The organism is Neolewinella aquimaris, from assembly GCF_014197245.1.
GTDB classification, from domain to species: Bacteria; Bacteroidota; Bacteroidia; order Chitinophagales; family Saprospiraceae; genus Neolewinella; species Neolewinella aquimaris.
Genome location: NZ_JACIFF010000011.1, coordinates 1 through 18,770 on the forward strand (window position 1 = coordinate 1; position 18,770 = coordinate 18,770).

At 57.9% G+C, this 18,770-nt stretch carries 17 protein-coding genes and 1 tRNA gene; 9 read left to right on the forward strand and 9 right to left on the reverse strand.

The features are described 5' to 3' along the window. Window positions 1-353: 353 nt before the first annotated feature. The gene (locus tag GGR28_RS17760; protein ID WP_183497180.1) at window positions 354-1,400 is read right to left on the reverse strand and encodes a GntR family transcriptional regulator; all 1,047 of its coding nucleotides are present in this window, start codon (window positions 1,398-1,400) and stop codon (window positions 354-356) included. Window positions 1,401-1,664: 264 nt separating this feature from the next. Between GGR28_RS17760 and GGR28_RS17765 the strand changes: the two genes are divergently transcribed. Genes GGR28_RS17765 through GGR28_RS17780 form a run of 4 tightly spaced genes read left to right on the forward strand, consistent with a single transcriptional unit; the run spans window position 1,665 to window position 7,899 of the window. Continuing rightward, window positions 1,665-3,767, forward strand: coding sequence for a bifunctional aldolase/short-chain dehydrogenase (locus GGR28_RS17765; protein WP_183497181.1), 2,103 nt, complete (start codon window positions 1,665-1,667; stop codon window positions 3,765-3,767). Between the two features lie 13 nt (window positions 3,768-3,780). Beyond that, window positions 3,781-5,061: a TIM barrel protein gene (locus GGR28_RS17770; RefSeq protein WP_183497182.1), complete on the forward strand. Its 1,281-nt coding sequence runs from the start codon at window positions 3,781-3,783 to the stop codon at window positions 5,059-5,061. A gap of 1 nt (window position 5,062) precedes the next feature. Next, window positions 5,063-6,451, forward strand: coding sequence for an FGGY-family carbohydrate kinase (locus GGR28_RS17775; RefSeq protein ID WP_183497183.1), 1,389 nt, complete (start codon window positions 5,063-5,065; stop codon window positions 6,449-6,451). 23 nt (window positions 6,452-6,474) lie between these two features. Further along, window positions 6,475-7,899: a purine-cytosine permease family protein gene (locus GGR28_RS17780; RefSeq protein ID WP_183497184.1), complete on the forward strand. Its 1,425-nt coding sequence runs from the start codon at window positions 6,475-6,477 to the stop codon at window positions 7,897-7,899. Window positions 7,900-7,902: 3 nt separating this feature from the next. On the opposite strand, the gene GGR28_RS17785 is transcribed toward GGR28_RS17780, so the two are convergent. The 5 genes from GGR28_RS17785 to GGR28_RS17805 all read right to left on the reverse strand — a co-directional run bounded on the left by GGR28_RS17785 (window position 7,903) and on the right by GGR28_RS17805 (window position 12,209). Continuing rightward, window positions 7,903-8,499 carry a leucine-rich repeat domain-containing protein gene (locus GGR28_RS17785; protein ID WP_183497185.1) on the reverse strand — a complete coding sequence of 199 codons (597 nt, stop codon included), beginning with the start codon at window positions 8,497-8,499 and terminating at the stop codon, window positions 7,903-7,905. Beyond that, window positions 8,500-8,793, reverse strand: a complete 294-nt coding sequence (locus GGR28_RS17790) for a hypothetical protein (protein WP_183497186.1) — start codon at window positions 8,791-8,793, stop codon at window positions 8,500-8,502. It abuts the gene before it with no gap. Between the two features lie 9 nt (window positions 8,794-8,802). Beyond that, on the reverse strand, window positions 8,803-10,665 hold the full coding sequence (locus GGR28_RS17795; protein ID WP_183497187.1) for a T9SS type A sorting domain-containing protein: 1,863 nt from the start codon (window positions 10,663-10,665) through the stop codon (window positions 8,803-8,805). Window positions 10,666-10,677: 12 nt separating this feature from the next. Continuing rightward, entirely contained in the window at window positions 10,678-11,214 is a 537-nt protein-coding gene (locus GGR28_RS17800) for a phage tail protein (protein WP_183497188.1), read from the reverse strand. A gap of 158 nt (window positions 11,215-11,372) precedes the next feature. Continuing rightward, window positions 11,373-12,209, reverse strand: a complete 837-nt coding sequence (locus GGR28_RS17805) for a phosphatidate cytidylyltransferase (RefSeq protein WP_183497189.1) — start codon at window positions 12,207-12,209, stop codon at window positions 11,373-11,375. Window positions 12,210-12,358: 149 nt separating this feature from the next. Between GGR28_RS17805 and GGR28_RS17810 the strand changes: the two genes are divergently transcribed. Together GGR28_RS17810 and GGR28_RS17815 are read left to right on the forward strand one after the other, a co-directional pair. Beyond that, the gene (locus GGR28_RS17810; RefSeq protein ID WP_183497190.1) at window positions 12,359-12,697 is read left to right on the forward strand and encodes a MerR family transcriptional regulator; all 339 of its coding nucleotides are present in this window, start codon (window positions 12,359-12,361) and stop codon (window positions 12,695-12,697) included. Continuing rightward, window positions 12,698-13,639 (forward strand): lysophospholipid acyltransferase family protein, encoded by a 942-nt coding sequence (locus tag GGR28_RS17815; RefSeq protein WP_183497191.1) that lies wholly within the window; start codon window positions 12,698-12,700, stop codon window positions 13,637-13,639. It abuts the gene before it with no gap. On the opposite strand, the gene pckA is transcribed toward GGR28_RS17815, so the two are convergent. From pckA to GGR28_RS17830, 3 genes are read right to left on the reverse strand one after another with little or no spacing between them, the layout of a single operon-like run. Continuing rightward, window positions 13,620-15,185 carry a phosphoenolpyruvate carboxykinase (ATP) gene (pckA, locus tag GGR28_RS17820; protein WP_183497192.1) on the reverse strand — a complete coding sequence of 522 codons (1,566 nt, stop codon included), beginning with the start codon at window positions 15,183-15,185 and terminating at the stop codon, window positions 13,620-13,622. The genes GGR28_RS17815 and pckA overlap by 20 nt on opposite strands. A 48-nt stretch (window positions 15,186-15,233) precedes the next feature. Then, on the reverse strand, window positions 15,234-16,046 hold the full coding sequence (locus GGR28_RS17825; protein ID WP_183497193.1) for an SDR family oxidoreductase: 813 nt from the start codon (window positions 16,044-16,046) through the stop codon (window positions 15,234-15,236). A gap of 48 nt (window positions 16,047-16,094) precedes the next feature. After that, on the reverse strand, window positions 16,095-17,087 hold the full coding sequence (locus tag GGR28_RS17830; protein WP_183497194.1) for a long-chain-fatty-acid--protein ligase: 993 nt from the start codon (window positions 17,085-17,087) through the stop codon (window positions 16,095-16,097). Between the two features lie 20 nt (window positions 17,088-17,107). Here GGR28_RS17830 and GGR28_RS17835 point away from each other — a divergent pair, with 20 nt between their 5' ends. The 3 genes from GGR28_RS17835 (at window position 17,108) to GGR28_RS17845 (ending at window position 18,736) form a co-directional block, all read left to right on the forward strand. Beyond that, entirely contained in the window at window positions 17,108-17,608 is a 501-nt protein-coding gene (locus GGR28_RS17835) for a hypothetical protein (RefSeq protein ID WP_183497195.1), read from the forward strand. 60 nt (window positions 17,609-17,668) lie between these two features. Beyond that, window positions 17,669-18,556 (forward strand): tyrosine-type recombinase/integrase, encoded by an 888-nt coding sequence (locus GGR28_RS17840; RefSeq protein WP_183497196.1) that lies wholly within the window; start codon window positions 17,669-17,671, stop codon window positions 18,554-18,556. A 104-nt stretch (window positions 18,557-18,660) separates the two neighbouring features. After that, window positions 18,661-18,736 (forward strand) — tRNA-Thr (locus GGR28_RS17845). Window positions 18,737-18,770: the final 34 nt, after the last annotated feature.

Consider the following 18,770-nt stretch of genomic DNA (forward strand, 5'->3'; position numbering starts at 1 on the left):
CTGCCTTCTAGCGAAGGGCCGCCGTAACAATTTACACATTTGCCGCTAAAGAATGTGACCAGAAAAATGGACACTACAAACATAAAGGCGGTGCACCTCCCCCCCCGTTGCGCAGCAACCAGTTACGGACCACAGGCTCCTCGACCTCGCCTCTAATCCGCGAAACAATCTGCGCCCTCCGCGTAATCCGCGGTAAGCCTCCCTCTTTAAATCCGTGAAAATCAGTGGCCATCCGTGGTGAGCCTCGACCCGTTGCGCAGCAACAACTCAGCGTGCAACACCTCGACCTACAACGAGCGCAGCGAGCATCCCCGCAAATTTGAAATTATAAATTCAATAGTGTAAATTATACTTCACAAACTCTCCCGCTCAATCAACCGAAACGGATTCTTCACCTTCTCCACCCGCTTCTCCAAAATCAACTCCGCGGCCGACCGCCCCATCTGATCGAAATCGGTGGAAATAACGGTAATGCCGAGTAAGTCCTTTAGCGGGGTATCGTTGTAGGAGATGATGCCAATGTCCTCACCCAGCACCATGCCCTTGTCGCGCACTTGTTTTACCAGGCTCACCAGATCCGACTCCTCGATGGTAATAAACAGGTCGCCGTCGTGCATCACCGTATCGTCGTAAATCTCGTCGATGACCTCAAAGGGCAATTTGTTCTCCACGCAGAACCGACGGAACCCGTGCAGAATGCGCTTGGGGTAGGGGTAAACCGACCGCGCCGGATAGGCCATGATAATCCTACGGTAGTTTTTTATTTTTTCTAGCCCCTGCGTCAGGGCGGTATAGATGTCTCCCTCAAAATCCTGGTATACCTCGGCGTACGTTCCCGGTAGCTGCTGCAGATCGTTGTCCATAATGATGAGCTTGCTCTCCGGAATTTTCCCCAGCGCCCGCAGCACTTCGTCGGTGGAGCTGATGTGGTGCAGCGCGGAGGTCTTAAAGTGGGGCATGATGACGTAGTAATCGTACGCCATCGAGTTCTTGGTCAGCAGGTTCAGAAACAACGACTCGTCGCAGTGGTAGATGTGCAGGTCGGTATGGGAATTCCCCCCCAGGCGGCTCACGAACGAGTTGTAGATCCGCATCTTGTACGAACTCAACTTGTTGATGAGGAAGAGTACGTTGACCTTCGAGATCAGCTTGGTGCGTGTGATGTAAAATCCCTTTCCTTTAACGGAGGTAATGACCTTGCGGTCCTTCAGGATGTTGTAGGCCTTTTCCACGGTATCCCGCGAGAGCAGAAAGTGCTCGCTGAGCGCATTGATGGAGGGGATCTTATCGTCGATCTTCAGCTGGCCGCTCGAGATGTTTTCGATGATGCCGTCGACGATCTGCTGGTACTTGGGGATGCGTGAATCATCCTTGATGTGAATGTGATCCGTGACTTTCATTGGTTGGTAAGGTAAAACCGGTTTGGGCGGGCGCGCAGGTGCGAAGTAAATTGGGTTAAAGCCACTTTCATTGGTCACTAAAACCTAACCTGACTCCCTTGATCGAGTGGGGGTAAGGTAGCAGAAGTTTGACCAGTTACTATCCTGCCCCAACGGGGTGTACCCAAAATAAAATTTACATATTGCCGGGCCGGACAGTACAGGATAGGGACGATCACTGGGCACGCTACTTTAGCGGCTGTTACCTCAAATACGCTTCGGAACATGAATACCACCGCCACTAAGTTTAACTACGTAGACTACCTATGGGACGAAGAGGAAGCCGGCCGGCTCGGCGACGACCAGGTCTCCCTCTTCCTCTACCGATCCAATATTCTCGGAGCCGACCTCCGCATCACCAATTATGGCGGCGGCAACACCAGTTGTAAAACAATCGAGCGCGACCCCCTCACCGACGAGGAAGTGGAGGTGATGTGGATCAAAGGCTCCGGCGGCGACATCGGTACCCTCACCCGCTCCGGTATTGCCGGTATTTACACCGAACGACTCCGTAACCTGAAGAAGGTATACGGGGGGCTGCAGGACGAAGACCGCATGGTCGGCCTCTTCAATCACGCCATCTACGACCTCGACAGCAAGGCACCCTCCATCGATACGCCCCTGCACGGCCTGCTGCCCTTCAAGCACATCGATCACCTGCACCCCGATGCCGTCATCGCAGTAGCCGCGGCCCAGGACAGCGAAGCAGTGACCAAGGAAATTTGGGGCAACACCATGGGCTGGGTGCCCTGGCAGCGACCGGGTTTCGACCTCGGCCTGCAACTGGAGCGGTGCCTCGCCGAAAATCCGGGTATCCGGGGCATCATCCTGGGTAGCCACGGACTCTTCACCTGGGGCGATACCTCCTACGAGTGCTACCTGAACAGCCTCGAGGTGATCGAAATGGCTTCCGCCTACATCGAGAAGAAAGTAAAGCAGCAGGGCAAAGTATTCGGCGGCGAAAAGGTTAAATCGCTCGCCCCCGCCGACCGCCGTACCAAGGCCGCTCAGTTGATTCCCCTCCTACGCGGACTGGCCTCTTCGGAAAATCGAATGGTCGGACACTTCACCGACAGCGACACCGTCCTCCAGTTCACTAACAGCTACGACCTGGCCCGCCTGGCACCTATGGGCACCTCCTGCCCCGATCACTTTCTGCGCACCAAGATCCAGCCGCTCGTGCTCGAACTTCAGACGCAGGAAGACCTGAGCGACCCGCAGGCAGTCCTCGACAAACTACGTCCGGCCTTTGCCGAGTACCGTACGGGCTACCAGCAGTATTATGACGTGCATAAGCGGGATAATAGTCCGGCCGTCCGTGACCCGAATCCGGTCATCATCATCTACCCCGGGGTAGGCATGTTCAGCTTTGCAAAGAATAAGCAGACCGCCCGGGTGGCCAGCGAGTTTTACGTCAACGCCATCAACGTGATGCGTGGGGCGGAAGCGATCACTTCCTATACCTCCCTGCCCCGCCAGGAAGCCTTCGACATCGAGTACTGGTTGTTGGAAGAAGCCAAGCTCCAGCGCATGCCGAAAGAAAAACCCCTGTCGCGGAAAGTAGCCCTGGTCACGGGGGCCGGCGGCGGCATTGGTAAGGCCATTGCGGATAAATTGGTGGAAGAAGGTGCCGTCGTGGTGCTCTCCGATATTGCCGAGGAACGCCTGAAAGAGGCGCACGCCACCTACGGATCGGATACCGCAACCTACGCGGTGTGCGACGTAACTGATGCAACGTCCGTTGCCGCCGCCTTCGATACGGCCGCCCTTGAATTTGGTGGAGTGGACATCGTAGTGCACAGCGCCGGGCTGGCCATTTCCAAACCACTCGAAGAAACAACCCCGAAGGACTGGGACATCCTACAGAATGTACTCGTCAAGGGGCAGTTCACCCTGGCTCAGGAAGCGGTGCGGGTCATGCGTGCGCAGGGACTGGGCGGCGACTTCATCCCCATCGCCAGCAAGAACGGACTGGTTTCGGGGCCCAACAACGTAGCCTACGGTACCGCAAAGGCGGCCCAGCAACACATGGCCCGCCTGCTGGCCGCCGAATTGGGCAAGGACGGCATCCGGGTGAATACGGTCAATCCCGACGGCGTCATCATCGGATCCAAAATTTGGGAAGGCGACTGGGCCGAAGGCAGGGCCAAAGCCTACGGCATTACGGTCGACGAACTACCGGCCCACTACGCCAAGCGGAATCTCCTGAACGAGATCATCCGCCCCGACGATATTGCCGACGGCGTATTCGCCTTCACCGTGCTCGATAAATCCACGGGTAATATTCTGAATGTCGACGGAGGCATGGCCAACGCATTCGTGCGGTAAACAAGGAAGCATCATGCAACTGAACAAAGAGCAATTACAGTCCGTCAACAGCGGCGGCCTCGATCGTCACGAGGCGGAATTCGATTTCCTGGCGGATAAGTTGACGGCCGCAGGTACCGACGTGGAAGCCCTCGTCGGCGACCTGGCCGATTTTCAGGTGGCCATCCCCAGCTGGGCCCTCGGTGCCGGGGGCACCCGCTTCGGTCGGTTCTCCTTCTACGGGGAGCCCGGCAGCCTGGAACAGAAGATCGACGACGTCGGTATCCTCCACGCCCTGACCCAGACGGCCGGTGCGGTTTCCCTCCACATCCCCTGGGATACCCCGACGGATTATGTCGCCGTAAGGGAACGCGCCGCAGACCACGGCCTAGCCTTCGATGCAATCAATTCCAACACCTTTCAGGACCAGCAAGGCGCTGCCCACAGCTACAAACACGGCTCGCTGAGCGCAACCGACGAAGCCGCCCGCGAGCAGGCCATCGCCCACAACCTGGAGGTGATCGAGGTAGGCAAGAAACTTGGTTCCAAAAGCCTCACGGTGTGGCTGGCCGACGGCACGACCTTTCCCGGACAACGCAATTTTCAGCGCAGCCTCGTACAGACGGAGGATAGCCTGAAGCAGATCTACGCCGGCATGCCCGCCGACTGGAAGCTTTACATTGAGTACAAACCCTACGAACCCAATTTCTACAGCACGGTGATCCAGGACTGGGGCACCTCCTTCATGCTCGCCAATGCCTGCGGCGAACGAGCGTATACCCTGGTCGATCTGGGCCATCACCTCCCCAACAGCAACATCGAACAGATCGTCTCCACCCTGATGCTGAAGGGCAAGCTCGGCGGATTTCACTTCAACGACAGCAAGTACGGCGACGATGATCTCACGGTAGGCAGCATCAAACCCTACGCCCTCTTCCTCATCTTCAATGAGTTGGTGTACGGAATGCGAAATAATCCCCAGAATCCCGACCTCGCCTGGATGATCGACGCCAGCCATAACGTGAAGGATCCGCTGGAAGACCTCATTCAGTCGCTCGAAGCCATTCAGGAAGCCTACGCGAAATCCCTGCTGGTCGATCAGGATAGGCTATCCGCCGCCCAGGCCGCCCACGACGTTGTCGAGTGTCAGGAGATTTTACAGGACGCCTATCGCACCGACGTACGTCCGCTGCTCCAGCGTGCCCGCCTCAACCGCGGTGGCGCCCTGCACCCGTTGCGGGCCTACCGAAAGTTAGACGTTCGCGATGCCCTCGTGCGGGAACGGGGCAGGAATACGGTAGCGACCGGACTGTAGGATGGGCAAACGGCAGGTCACGGCGGTGTTTGATATCGGGCGAACGAATAAGAAGTTCTTCCTCTTCGACGAAGAGTACCGTGAGGTACACCGCGAATACGTGCGCTTTGCCGAGATCGAGGACGAAGACGGATACCCCACGGAAAATATTCAGGCGCTGCAGGACTGGCTCCGCGAGGTATTTCACCGCATACTGGAGGCGCAAATCTTCGACGTACGGGCCATTAATTTTTCGTCCTACGGGGCCAGCTTTGTACACCTTGATGCCGACGGAGAAATCGTCACCCCCCTCTACAATTACACTAAGCCGCTTGACCCCACCCTGGTCGAGGAATTCTACGCAAAGTACGGACCGGAAGAGGACTTTACCCTCCGCACCGGCTCGCCGAATTCCGGCATGCTCAACTCCGGGATGCAGCTGTACTGGCTTAAACACCGCAACGCGGAAGTGTTTGAGCGCATCAAATATTCGCTGCACCTGCCGCAGTTTTTGAGCTACGTATTTACGGGTATCCCCATTAGTGAATACACCAGCATCGGGTGCCACACGGGCTTGTGGGATTACCAAAAAGGGGATTACCACGACTGGGTGTACGCCGAGGATATTCACCGCATTTTGCCGCCGATCGTTTCCACCGAGACGAGCATCAATATGAATTACAACGGGCGCCGGATCAAAATCGGCGTGGGGATTCACGACAGCTCCGCGGCATTGCTGCCCTACATTCGGAGCGAGAAATCACCCTTCGTACTGGTCTCCACCGGTACCTGGAGCGTATCCCTCAACCCCTTCGGATCGGGTGCGCTAACCCCCCGGGATCTTGGCAGCGATTACCTCAACTACATGCGGATCGACGGCAAGCCCGTCAAGGCCGCCCGCCTGTTTCTGGGACAGGCGTATAAGGAGCAGGTCACCAAACTAGCCATGCACTTCGGGGTTCCCGACGACCGGCACCGATCCGTGCGCTTCGATTACGGCATTTACACGGAGATCATGCGCGACTACCGCCCGTGGTTCCACTTCGAGCAACTCGGGAGAAGCGATAATCCTGCCGTCACAACTATCCCGACTGATTCCTACGACTACGCTTACCATCACTTGCTGATCGAACTGGTGGAGTTGCAGGCCGAAAACATCCGTGCCGCCATCGGGGAATCGGAGGTGACCAAGCTTTTTGTGGATGGTGGATTCAGCGACAACGAGGTGTTTATCCACCTGATTTCCGACCGGTTCCGGAACCTGGAGTTGCGCACTACGGATGCCAGTCTCGGATCCGCCCTCGGAGCGGCCATCTGCATTTCCGACAAGGACCTCAACTCCAAGTTCCTCAAGAAAAATTACGGCCTGAAAAAGCACCAGCCCTTCATCATAAAGGAGGCCGACGCCTGATTATATTTTAACTCACCACGACCATGCTACAACAGGAAACCCAGGAACACATCATCGAAGAAATTGCCGGTGGTGAGTACGAACGCGAACCGGTCCCCGCATCCAAATGGAAGGGGTGGGGGAGCTTCCTGGGGATGTACGCCGGTGAGCACGCCGCGGGCACGGAGTTTGTCATCGGTCCACTTTTCCTCACGGCCGGGGTGAGTGCCTTCGACCTGATCATCGGACTGCTGATCGGCAACTTCCTGGCCGTGCTAAGTTGGCGGTTCCTGACGGCCGAGATTGCGGTCAAGTACCGACTGACCCTCTACTACCAACTCGAAAAAATCTGCGGTAAGAGCCTCGTAAAGTTCTATAACGTAGCCAACGGTATTCTTTTCTGCTTCCTGGCGGGTGCCATGATTACGGTATCCGCAACCGCCGTCGGCATCCCGCTCGACATGGAAATGCCCCAACTGACTGATACCCTGCCGACGAGCGGTACCTACATCGTCATCGTGGTGCTGGTGGGTGCGGTCATCTCCCTGATCGCTGCACGGGGCTACGACACCGTCGCCAAGGCCGCCAACCTCATGTCGCCGATCATCGTACTCGCCTTTCTGGCCTGCGGTATCGTTGCGCTTAGTCAACTGGGGGTAGGCAGCCTGCAGGAATTTTGGAACATCTGGGGCGAAGGCTCCGAGCCCTTCCCCGGCCAAATCAAGTACACCTTCTGGCACGTCGTGATCTGGTCGTGGTTCGCCAATGCTGCCATGCACGTCGGTATGTCGGACCTTTCGGTTTTTCGTTTTGCCAAGAAAGCAAGTGCGGGCTGGACGACGGCCGCCGGTATGTACGTGGGTCACTACATGGCTTGGATCGCCGCCGCGCTGCTCTACGCCGTCTACCTGCGTACCCCCGAAGCCCAGGCCTTCCTCGACCAGGGACTGGCTCCCACCGTAGCTCCGGGACCACTCGCCTTCAATGCCATTGGCGTCTTCGGCATCATTGCCGTAGTGCTGGCCGGCTGGACGACCGCCAATCCCACCATCTACCGTGCCGGACTCGCCTTCCAGGCCGTACTACCTAAATTCTCCACCTTCTGGGTTACTATTCTGGCCGGTTCGCTGGCGACCATTGCGGGGCTGTTCCCGGCCTTTGCGATGAAATTGCTCGACTTTGTGGCGCTGTACGGTTTCATTCTGGCGCCCTTCGGCGCAATCATTGTCTTTCAGCACTTTTTTGCGGCGCGCGCGGGAGTAAGGGACAACTACGCGGAGCGAACGGGGCGTGGCTTCAACCCGGCGGTTTTTTGGGCCTGGGCGATCAGCTTCGGTCTGTTTTACCTCATCTCGTGGCAGTTCGACGTCTTCCTTTCCTTCGTTACGCTACCGGCCTGGTTGTTATGCGGGGTGCTCTTTCTGGTTCTGAGTCGCAGGTGGCAGGATCCGGTGCGCGATGTGCGGTAGCCTTCATCCTCTTTTCGGAAGCAGTCCTACCTTCTGCTGTAATTTGATGATCTCCCGGTTTGGTAAGTGTTCGTTGGGTAGAATGTAGCAGTTTCTCAGCGTATCGCCGTGGTCGGGGGTTAGCCCACTAATTGAGGTCAGCTGGTTGCCGGATACGTACAGGGTGTGCAGTTTGGTCAATGCACGAATTGGTTCCAGACTACTCAGTTGATTGTTTTGTGCATACAGGGATTCTAATTCGGTGAGTGCCTCGATTCCACTCAGGGAGGTCAGCTGGTTATCCTGCACGAATAAACTCCGAAGGTTTCGGTGTCTGGCTAGTTCGGCCAGGTCGCGGATGTGACTATCCGTAACGCTGACAAAGGTCAGTTCCTGTAATTCGGCCAGTCCACTCAGGTTAGTCAGAACAACGGATGTGTTGGGGTAGGGAGCGGTCGGACCGGCGCAGCGAAGTACTTGAGCGGACAGAAGGCTTTCCAACTCCGCATCGGTGGGGGTGCCATCTCCCGGCGGCAGATTTAAGTAGGTTTCGCGGAAAACGCGTTGCCACTGGGTTTCTAGCGCCGTCCACCAGGCGCGCGGATCGGTACCGGATTGCATCTAACAGATTTTTGCGCGTAGACCCCGTTCCGTTGTACTGAGCAGGATTTGTTGCCCACCTAAGCTCAGGTAAGCGATGCCTTCTCCGGTGTGGGTGATTCCACCTACGGGAGTTACGAGGGCGGTAATCACCTCTTCCGGGGTGCTGGTCAGCGCCGATTCCCTTAATTGATACCGAAACTGGCTAAGCAACCTCCGTTCGCGTTCGCGCTTGCCGGTCGTGGCAGTTCCGTATCCGGTACCGGAGGCCGCCAGGAACAGAAAGCCGGCCGAAACAAATTTTCTTCTGTGCATTGGTCGAAGCTATTTTATGGTGACCCACTTTCGCCAGCCGCGGTCGGGGGTCACTGCGGTAAGTAGGTAAATGCCCGGTGCCGAATCCACCTTCACTTCGGTCGTGGTAAGCGTAGCGGTAGCCGTGAGGCTGGGTTTGCCCGACCATACCCTCCGCCCGAGCGCATCGTATAATTCCAACAGCGCATGAGTCGGATGATCGACGAAGAATTGCCCGTCGGTCGGGTTCGGATAGATTTCCAGTTGTTGATCGACGTCCGCCTGCCAAAAGTCGAGCGCGGTAGTGGAAAAGGTATCGATCACCAATAACTCGACCGTGCACGATGCGGAGTTGCCGGACGAGTCGGTCCTTACCTGAAGGCTGGTTACCAATCCGGTGTGTTCGCGCGTAAACAGCACGAATGGATTGCCGAGCTCCCGGGCGGGCGGACAATTGTCGGAGACGATGTCAACCAGGTCACCGATCGCATACTGCCCCGTGCCCGTAGAGTCGAGATACAGGGAGTCCCGGTTACAGACCAGTACCGGCGGCCGCGCATCGACGACGGCCAGGATGAAGGTATCCCTGCCGGTGTTCCCACTGCTGTCCGTTACGATGGCTACGGACGGAATCATGGGGGCGGCAAGGTCGTCGCAGCTTGCTTCGATTCGATCGGCAGCGCTAGTATCGCTTAACCTCGCAAACCGTACGCTCAAATTTTCCTCGGAACAGTTATCCCTCAGATCCGCATTCACCGCGTCGGCGGTCAGCATGGTTGTTCCAAGCTCATCCAGGAAAACGGTGATGGTGTCAAAGGGAACCGTGACCGTGGGGGGAAGCGTGTCCCGGATCGCAAGGGGTACGGCGCATTCAACAAAATTTCCTCCCGAGTCCTCCGCCCGGAAGGTGATATCGAACGGAGCGGTGGGGGGGAGGAGCGTATCGGCGGGCAGGGATTGAGTGATATTGGCGTTTACTAGGTTAGTACCGATGTCCACCGTAAGGTCGGGCATAGCTGCCAGGCAATTGTCCGCGACGAATAGTTCCACCGGTGATGGTGGACATTCGATCGTCGGCACCACGGTCTGGGTGCCCGTCCCACTGAATACGGAGGTATTCCCGCAAACTCCGGCGGCCCATTCCTCCAGGGTGGATGCCGGAGGGTTCGGTCTGGTGGAGAGCGTGTTTGAGTAGTATACCTGCGGAGTCAGTACCTGGCTATCCCGCAGTTCCCACCGCGTGGAGGAATCGTTATAGGCGACCATGAGTTTTAGCGGAGCGTTGAGGTAAATGTTTCGCCCGCTGGTATCCTTCCCCACCGGTAGAAATTTGACGGGAGATGCACTTCCGAAGCATTCCGAAACGACCTCTAGCCCGTCGAAGTCAACCGGATTGGCGTCGCAGTCGGTAGGTATGCCGTCGCCGTCCGGATCGTCCTTATCGTCCCCACCGGGGCACTGATCGTTGTCGTCACAAATGCCGTCGTCGTCGGAATCGCCGCCCTCGTTCTGACACAAATCTTCCGATCCGTCGACGGCTTGCGTACCACTTCCTCCGACCTGCGCCGTCCCCGGGCAGCCATTCGTTCCGGTCCATTCGGTGACGGCGCTATCGGGAGGGTTGGGGGCGAAGGTGTTCGTCTCCGTTGCGTAGAAGACGGTCGTGGGGTCATTGACGACCTGTACCTCCCACCGTGTCGCGGCAGGATTGTAGGCTATGCGCAAACTGGGGTCGGTGTTGCTGTCCCCATCATCGTCGATGTACTGGTTGCGGCCATTGACGGTTTTGTCCAGGGAGAAAGCTCCCGTGAAGCAGTCCGAAGTGAAGGTGATGGTTTGCGCACCCGCCAGGACGGATAGGCAGAGCAGCGGAAGCGCGATTAGTGATCTCATGGTGCTCGATGCTTAACTCCGGGACGGGAAAACACCCTGAAGTGCGATGATCATGTTGATCGCGAGGTAGGGATTACGAATCGCGAAGTCCTGCCCACTACCGGTGTCCTCGACCGAAACTGAATCACTGCCGAGTTTTGAATTGTTGTTAGGAACAGTAGACGTGAAAATGGTTTCACCGGCAGCGTTGAAGGCGAGGTACTCTCCGTCACCGGCCGCGGATGTCCCGATACCCTGCCCAAGATTGAAACTCGCGGCGTGGTTATGGGCCGGCATCATTGCAGCCGTAAGCGTCACGGTTTCCCTTCCTCCTTTTTCCCCCAATCTGATGGGAGTCAGCCCCGGGCCGTTTCCGGGATGTATCGGGAAACGACCACGCAGGTCGGGTAGGGCGAAGGTGGTGCGCCCGTCACCGCCGTAGGTAGTACCGAGCAGGGAGAATAGGGCGGTATTCTGGGAGATGGGGAGCAATTGTCCCTCACAAAGGGCCCAGCCGCGGGGCGCGAAGTTGCCGCCGAACCCGACGATCATGGCAATGAATGGCTCCATGGAGTAAACTAACTAAGGTGAATGAGTATCCCTAGTTAACGAATATTCTGCTTAAAGTGAAGCAGGCAATCACCTATATGGCATAATTGCCAAATAACCCGATTATATCTGTTATTCAGTCAAAAAATGAAGGCTTGAACGGATATATTGACACCAGGCTAGCGCAGGTACAGAATGTAAGCCGCAGCGAACGGGATCACGAAGATGAAGGCATCGAAGCGATCGAGCAGGCCCCCGTGTCCCGGCAGCAGGTTGCCGCTGTCCTTTACCCCGACGCTGCGCTTAAGCATACTTTCGACCAGGTCACCGATCCCCCCGAAGATGCCAACGATGGTAGCGAGCACCAGCCACTGGATAAGTCCGATCTCGTCGAAAACCAGGTGAAGTACGTAGCCGAAGAGGATACAGGTAAATGCACCACCAATGGTGCCCTCCCAGGTCTTATTCGGGGAGATGCGGGGAAAGAGCGGGGTCTTGCCGTACTTGCTTCCGACCAGGTACGCCCCCGTATCGTTGACCCAGGTAAGTAGGAGTAGTCCGAATACCACCCGGTAGTAGAAGGTGTTTCCGTCGAAGGCGATGAAGTCGACCAGCGCAAAGGGTATTCCGATGTAGAACATCCCCAGTATGATGTAGGCGATGTTAACGAAGGGCTCCCGGCTGTTGCTGTAAAGTTCGTAAATGAAAATGGTGAAGATGAAGGGGGAAAACATCAGGCTGGAAAGCTGAATAAAGGTCTCGGGATCGCTCACGTAACCCAGCGACAGCGTGCTAACCAGGAAGAAGGGCAGTAGCCCAACCGTTACGCCCAGGGCCTTACGGAAACGGTCCCGACGCGTGTGACGGTCGAGGGTCATGCCGAAGAACTCATACAGGCAGCCGCCGGTAATCACCAGAAAGAGAAGATTGAAGGTATAGGGTCCGGTGTACATCCCCACGACCATGATGATCACAAAAATTACGGCCGTGGTAAGCCTTCTCCAAAGTCCCTGCATCTGATCGTTTGCTCAATGACATCCCCCGGCAAGCCCGGGAAGGGCGTAAGATAGCCCGGCAAAGCAATCGGTCGGTTAGGGCCGCGTCATTTCCCGTTGCCGAAATAATCGTATTTTTCCGCCAATATTTCCACCACCAACACCCGCCCATGGCTCCCCGTAAATCGGACGACGATCTTAAACGCTACTACTCCATCGGTGAAGTAGCCACCAAACTTGGCGTAAACACTTCCCTGATCCGCTTCTGGGAGAATGAGTTCTCCCACATCAAGCCCAATAAAAATAGCCGCGGAGACCGCCGGTTCACCAAGGAGAACATCAGCCAGTTGCAGGAGGTCTTTCACCTGGTACGCGAACGTGGATTCACCCTGGAGGGCGCCCGCAAGGAAATTGCCGCCGGCACGCAACCCCGCCCCGGAAAGCAGGAGATCATCGATCGCCTTACCGAGGTGCGCCGCCGCCTCGAATCCGTCGTAGGCGAGTTCTAGTTGGCTTACCTGCTCTATTATTTGTTGCTCAGGCCGCTGAGTTTTCTGCCGCTGGGATGGCTATACCGCCTGTCGGACCTCCTCTACCTCATCGGCTACCGATGGATCGGCTACCGGCGGGAGGTCGTCCTGGACAACCTGCGGAGGGCCTTTCCGGAGTGGGAGGAAGAAAAAGTACGGACACAGGCCCGCCGATTCTACCACTACTTCTTCGACAGCATCGTAGAGTCGGTAAAGAACTACAGCATGTCGGAAGCGGAGTCCATCCGGCGGCTACGGGTGGTCAACCCGGAAATCGTAGCCCCCCACGCGGCCGCGAACCAAAGCTGCATCCTCTATGGCGCCCATTACAGCAACTGGGAGATTGGCGGGCTCAGCTTTCCCAGCCAGTTCGCCCCCGCCAACGTAGTGGCCATCTATTCTCCGCTGAAGAACGAAACGATGGACCGGCTGACCCGCCACAACCGGGAACGGACCGGGGTCACCATGCTGTCTCGCCGCAAGGTCTATGAATACTTCGCCGGTGACGAACTGCGGCCGGCCGTCGACATTTTCGTGGCCGATCAGTCGCCCAGCAATGCCGTCTGGCAAAAACTCCACTGGACCACCTTCCTAGGGCGCACCACCGCATTCCTCGCCGGCCCGGAACGCTTCGCGGTGCGCTACGACCGTCCCGTCTATTACATCAACCTCCGCCGCAACGCCCGGGGCTACTACAGCAGTAAGATTTATCGGGTCACGGATACCCCACGCGACGAAGCACCCGGCTACATCACCGAGTGCTTCGTGCGTCATCTGGAGCATGAGATCCTGCGTGATCCCACCCCCTGGCTGTGGACCCACCGCCGTTGGAAGCGGGAGGTACCGCAAGAAGTGGAACGGCTACTGAAGACGCGCCCCTACCTTCCGGCGGAGTACGATCCTATTCCGGACCGGCGTTGACGACCGAATCGTTGGCCGCTTCGGCGTAGGGGGCAAAGTTTTTGTGGAACAACTCGGCCAGTTTGTTGGCCGCCTCGTCGTACTTTTCCTCGTTGCGCCAGGTGTCGCGGGGGTTCAGCATCGCGTTCGGTACGTCGGGGCAGCTGGTAGGCCGTTCGAGACCGAACACGGGGTCGGTGACGTAGGGAACCGCATCCAGTTCGCCGGTCAGCGCGGCCTTGATCATGGCACGGGTGAAGGAGAGTTCGATGCGCGAACCTTCGCCGTAGCCGCCGCCGGTCCATCCGGTGTTTACCAGCCAAACGTTGATCTTTTCTCCGTCCGCTTCGGCATCCTTCAGCTTCTGTCCGAGCATATCGGCGTAGTGGGTGGGATGCAGGGGAATGAAGGGCGAACCGAAACAGGCGGAGAAGGTGGCCTGCGGCTCGGTGATGCCGGTTTCGGTACCCGCGATCTTAGCCGTATAGCCGCTGATGAAGTGGTACATTGCCTGCTCGGGCGTCAGTCGGCTGATGGGAGGCAGTACTCCGAAGGCGTCGCAGGTAAGGAAGAAAATGTTCCGCGGCAGATCGCCCCGGCTGTTGTACATGATGTTGTCGATGTGGTAGATCGGGTAGCTCACGCGGGTGTTCTGCGTGATGCTTTCGTCTTCGTAGTCCGGCGTATGGCCGTCCTCCTTCAGGCCGATGTTCTCCAGCAGGGCACCGAATTTAATGGCGCGGTATATCTGCGGCTCCTTCGACTCGCTCAGGTCGATCACCTTGGCGTAGCAGCCTCCTTCGAGATTGAAGACGTTGGCCTGGCTCCAGCCGTGCTCGTCGTCGCCGATGAGGCGTCGGTCCGGATCGTTGCTCAGGGTCGTCTTACCGGTGCCGGAGAGGCCGAAGAAGAGGGCCGTATCGCCCTTCGTGCCTACGTTGGCCGAACAGTGCATGCTGAGTACGTCGCGACGGGTGGGGAGGACGTAGTTGAGGACGGAGAAAATTCCCTTCTTGATCTCACCGGTGTAGGCGGTGCCTCCGATGATGATCATCTTCTTGGTGAAGTTGATGATGCTGAAGTTCTCCTGCCGGGTGCCGTGAATGGCGGGGTCGGCCGTGACTCCGGGGAAGGCGTAGATGGTCCACTCGTCGGTCATCAGGTTGGTGATGCGCTCGTCGTCGGGCCGTAGGAACATGTTGTAGGCGAACATATTCTGCCAGGGGTACTCGGTAAATACCCGGATGTTGATGCGGTACTTGCGGCTGGCGCAGGCGTAAGCATCGCGGACGTAGACCTCATCGAGGCCCTTGGCGTAGTCCAGGGTTTTTTCGAGCAGGAGGTCGAAGCTCTCGGGGGCAATGGGGATATTGATCTTGCCCCAGTCGACGGTACCGCGGGTAACGTCGTCCTCGACGATAAAGCGGTCCTTGGGCGACCGGCCGGTGAAGGTGCCGGTGTTGATGATCAGAGCGCCGGTGTCGCTCAGGTGGCCCTGTCCCTTCGTGATGGTGTCTTCGACGAGGGCGGCGACCTTCAGGTTTTCCCTGAGGTTGTGGTGTTGCATGCGGTTTAAGCTTTAGTTAGGCACGGCAAGGTACAAACATCGCGTCGGTCATACGCCGGAAAACGCACTGAACCCGCCATCCACGGGCACTACGATGCCGGTGACGAAACTACTGCTGTCCGCGCAGAGCCACACGAGGGTCGACATCAGTTCCTCCGCTTCGCCGAAGCGATTCATGGGGGTGCTCTTAATAATGGTGTTGCCGCGGTCGGTGAGGGAACCGTCCTCGTTCAGCAGGAGGCGCCGGTTCTGCTCGCCGATGAAGAAGCCGGGCGCGATGGCGTTCACCCTCACCCTGCCGTCGTATTTCTTGGCCAGTTCCACGGCCAGCCACTTGGTGAAGTTGTCGATGCCGGCCTTGGCCGCGCTGTAACCCACCACCCGGGTGATGGCCCGGTCGGCCGCCATACTAGAGATGTTGACGATACTTCCGCCGCCTTCGGTCATCAGCTTGCCGAAGATGAGGGAGGGGATGACCGTGCCGTCCAGGTTCAACTTACTTACGCCGGCAAAGTCATCCATCTTAAGGTCGAAAAAGGTCTGGTCGGGACCGATCGTCGCGCCGGGACGGTTGCCACCGGCAGCATTGACCAGAATGTCCAACTTACCCCATTTTTCCAGGATTTCGTCGCGGGCGGATTCCAGGCTCCTGGCGTCGGTTACATCGCCCTTCAGTAACAACACCGCACCTGCGTCCCCGCCCAACGCGTCGGCGGCGGATTTAAGGTTCTCCGGATTGCGGCTCAGCAAGGCGACTTTAGCACCGGCGTTCAGCAGGCCCTGGGCCATTGCGGTACCGAGGGCACCCGTACCGCCGGTGAGCAGCGCGGTTTTGCCGGAAAGATCGAATAGATTGGTCATGGGAAGTAGGTATACAGGGTGTGTGGATGAAGGGGCGGGCAAGAAACGCTAAATCTCCCCCACCAGCAAATTACAACCCCGTACGTCGGAAAAGTCCATGCGACCGAGCACTTCGAAGCTGCCGTCGGCGTGCACCCGGCCCAGGTCGTCGCTGGCGATGAAGCTCACCGTATCCAGGTTGGCCAGGTCGGTCAGGTTAAGCGCGGCGGACCTCCCGTGCGGGGCGGCGGCAAAGGGATCGGTAATGTCGCGGCCGCTTACGCTCAGGGTGGGGGCGGGGAGGAAGCGTCCGTCGCGGGGGGCGTAGGCCTGGGACAGAAGCTCCGTCATTCCGTATTCGCTGTGGATATGCGTTAGCCCAAAGGCAGTGGAAAGGGTAGCGTGCAGTTCGGAACGGGTGAGCTCGCGGCGACGGCCCTTCATGCCGCCGGTTTCCATCACGATGGTGTTTCCCAGTAGTTGGGGATGACGTTCCGCCAGGTCGAGCAGGGCAAAGCTGACGCCCAGCAGTAGGGTAGGGGTGCCGGAATCGACGAGGCCACGCAGGATTCGGGCGAGTCCGGGCAGGTCGTCCAGAAAAAACCCAGAGGCGGGGTGGTTGCTTCGCTCGATGAAATCGTTGGCCATAAAGACCAGGCTGGAACCCGTCCGCTCCAGGTAAGCGGGCAGCAGGGCCAGTACGGCTCGTCCCTGCAGGGGTCCGTACTGCTGTTCGAAGGTGGCGCGGGCTCCCCGACGGTACCACTCGGCATCGTACAGCGGGTGGCGGCTGGTGGCGTCTCCGGTCGTTCCGCTGCTGGTGAAGATGCGCTGCGGCTTCCACGCCCCCGACTGCAGCAGATAGGTTTTGAAGAGGGCGATCGGGAGGTGGGGAATATCGGTCAGGCGGCCTACCTCCCGGGGGTTGACGCGCAACAATTCGAGGTATTGCGCGTAGATTGGGTTACTTACCGCCTGATAACGAAAAACGTCCAGGGCCAGCGCCGCGAAGGTTTCGGGAGTTACCGTTCCAATCCGTTCGGCGAGTTGGTCGCGCGACATAAGTAGTAAGATTATCTGCCATGCAATACACCCGCTTCTTCCTTTGGTTGTTGGCCGCCAGTTTCGTGCTGGCCAGCTGCGTCAATCCGCCCGATTACCCGGACGAGCCGGTGATCGTGTACGAGGGAGTGAGCAAGAATACCATCTATCAGTTTACCAACGGGCCGCGGGACAGCATCACGATCCAGTTTTCCTTTACGGACGGCGACGGCGACCTGTCTACCCAGGACAGTGCCGATATTTTCTACCAGGACAGCCGTTTTCCCGGTCTTCCCCCGACGCCACTTGCCTTTCCGGTAATTCCCACTGAGGGCACGGGCAACGGCATCAGCGGCGACGTGTTTTTCACCCTCATCAACACCGCCCAGGTCTGCTGCGTCTTCAACGATCGCTTCTGCGTGGCCGATGAGCGGTACCCCGTCGACACCCTATCTTACCTCATCTACATCCAGGATCGGGCCGGCAACAGGAGCAATACCATCAAGACCGAACAGATCCAAGTGCTCTGTCTGGGGCAGTAACTGCTTTGGGCGGGGCCGCAGGTGCCGTATTTTTTGGAAGGGAAGCCATCTTTTTAGGTCATGCAGTGCTACGAATTTCTCACCCACATTGCCCACCAGCGCAGGCTGAGTGAACACACGGTGACGGCCTACCGCGGCGACCTGCAGCAGTTCGCCGACTACTGCCGAACGACGTACGAAGTAACTGAAGCCGGTGCCGTGAGCCGGGATATGGTCAAAAGTTGGTTGGCTCAGTTGGTCGTGGAGGGCCGCGCTCCCAGCTCGATCCGGCGAAAATTATCTGCCCTAAAGGCCTATTATCTGTTCCGGCAAACGCGGGGGATGCAATCCGATAATCCGACCCAGCGCATTCCGACACCGAAGATCGGTCGCCGACTGCCGGTGACCATTCCGCGCGACGACCTCAAACGGCTGTTTGCCGGCTTCCCCGATCCGGAGGAGAACGAGGATGTTGGCTTGCTGCAGGACCATGCCCTGCTGGCCTTGCTGTACCAGGCCGGACTGCGGAGGGCTGAGCTGATCGGTCTTAGCGACCAGGACATCGATCTCGACCGGCGTCAGTTAAAGGTTAGGGGTAAGGGGGGCAAGGAACGGATTGTTCCGTTCGGTACCGGCTTGGCATTGCTTTTGGAGCGTTTGCTGCTCCTGCGCGCCGCCGCCCGTCCGTTGTTTCAGACCGAGCGGGGTAGGCCGCTCTATCCCAAGTACGTGTACAATAGGGTAGTGAGCTACCTGGGGGGCGTGACGGCGGAGGAGAAAAAAAGTCCCCACGTGCTCCGGCATTCCTTTGCGACCCACCTGACGGAGGGCGGAGCCGACCTGAACGCGGTGAAGGAGCTCCTGGGCCACGCCAGCCTGGCCGCTACCCAGGTGTACACCCACAACAACCTGGAACGGCTGCGGGAAGTGTACCGCCAGGCGCACCCAGAAGGCGATGGGAAAAAATAGCAGATACTTTCTTTGTCAATTGTACGAAAGAACATACCTTTGCAATCGCTTTGGGAAAACGTCCTGTAGCTGACTTGAAAAACGGTTTAGATTCAGGGATTCCGGCCGGTGTAGCTCAGTTGGTAGAGCAGCTGATTTGTAATCAGCTGGTCGGCGGTTCGAGTCCGTCCATCGGCTCCAATCGCTGGAACACGGGTTCTTGAATCATACATAG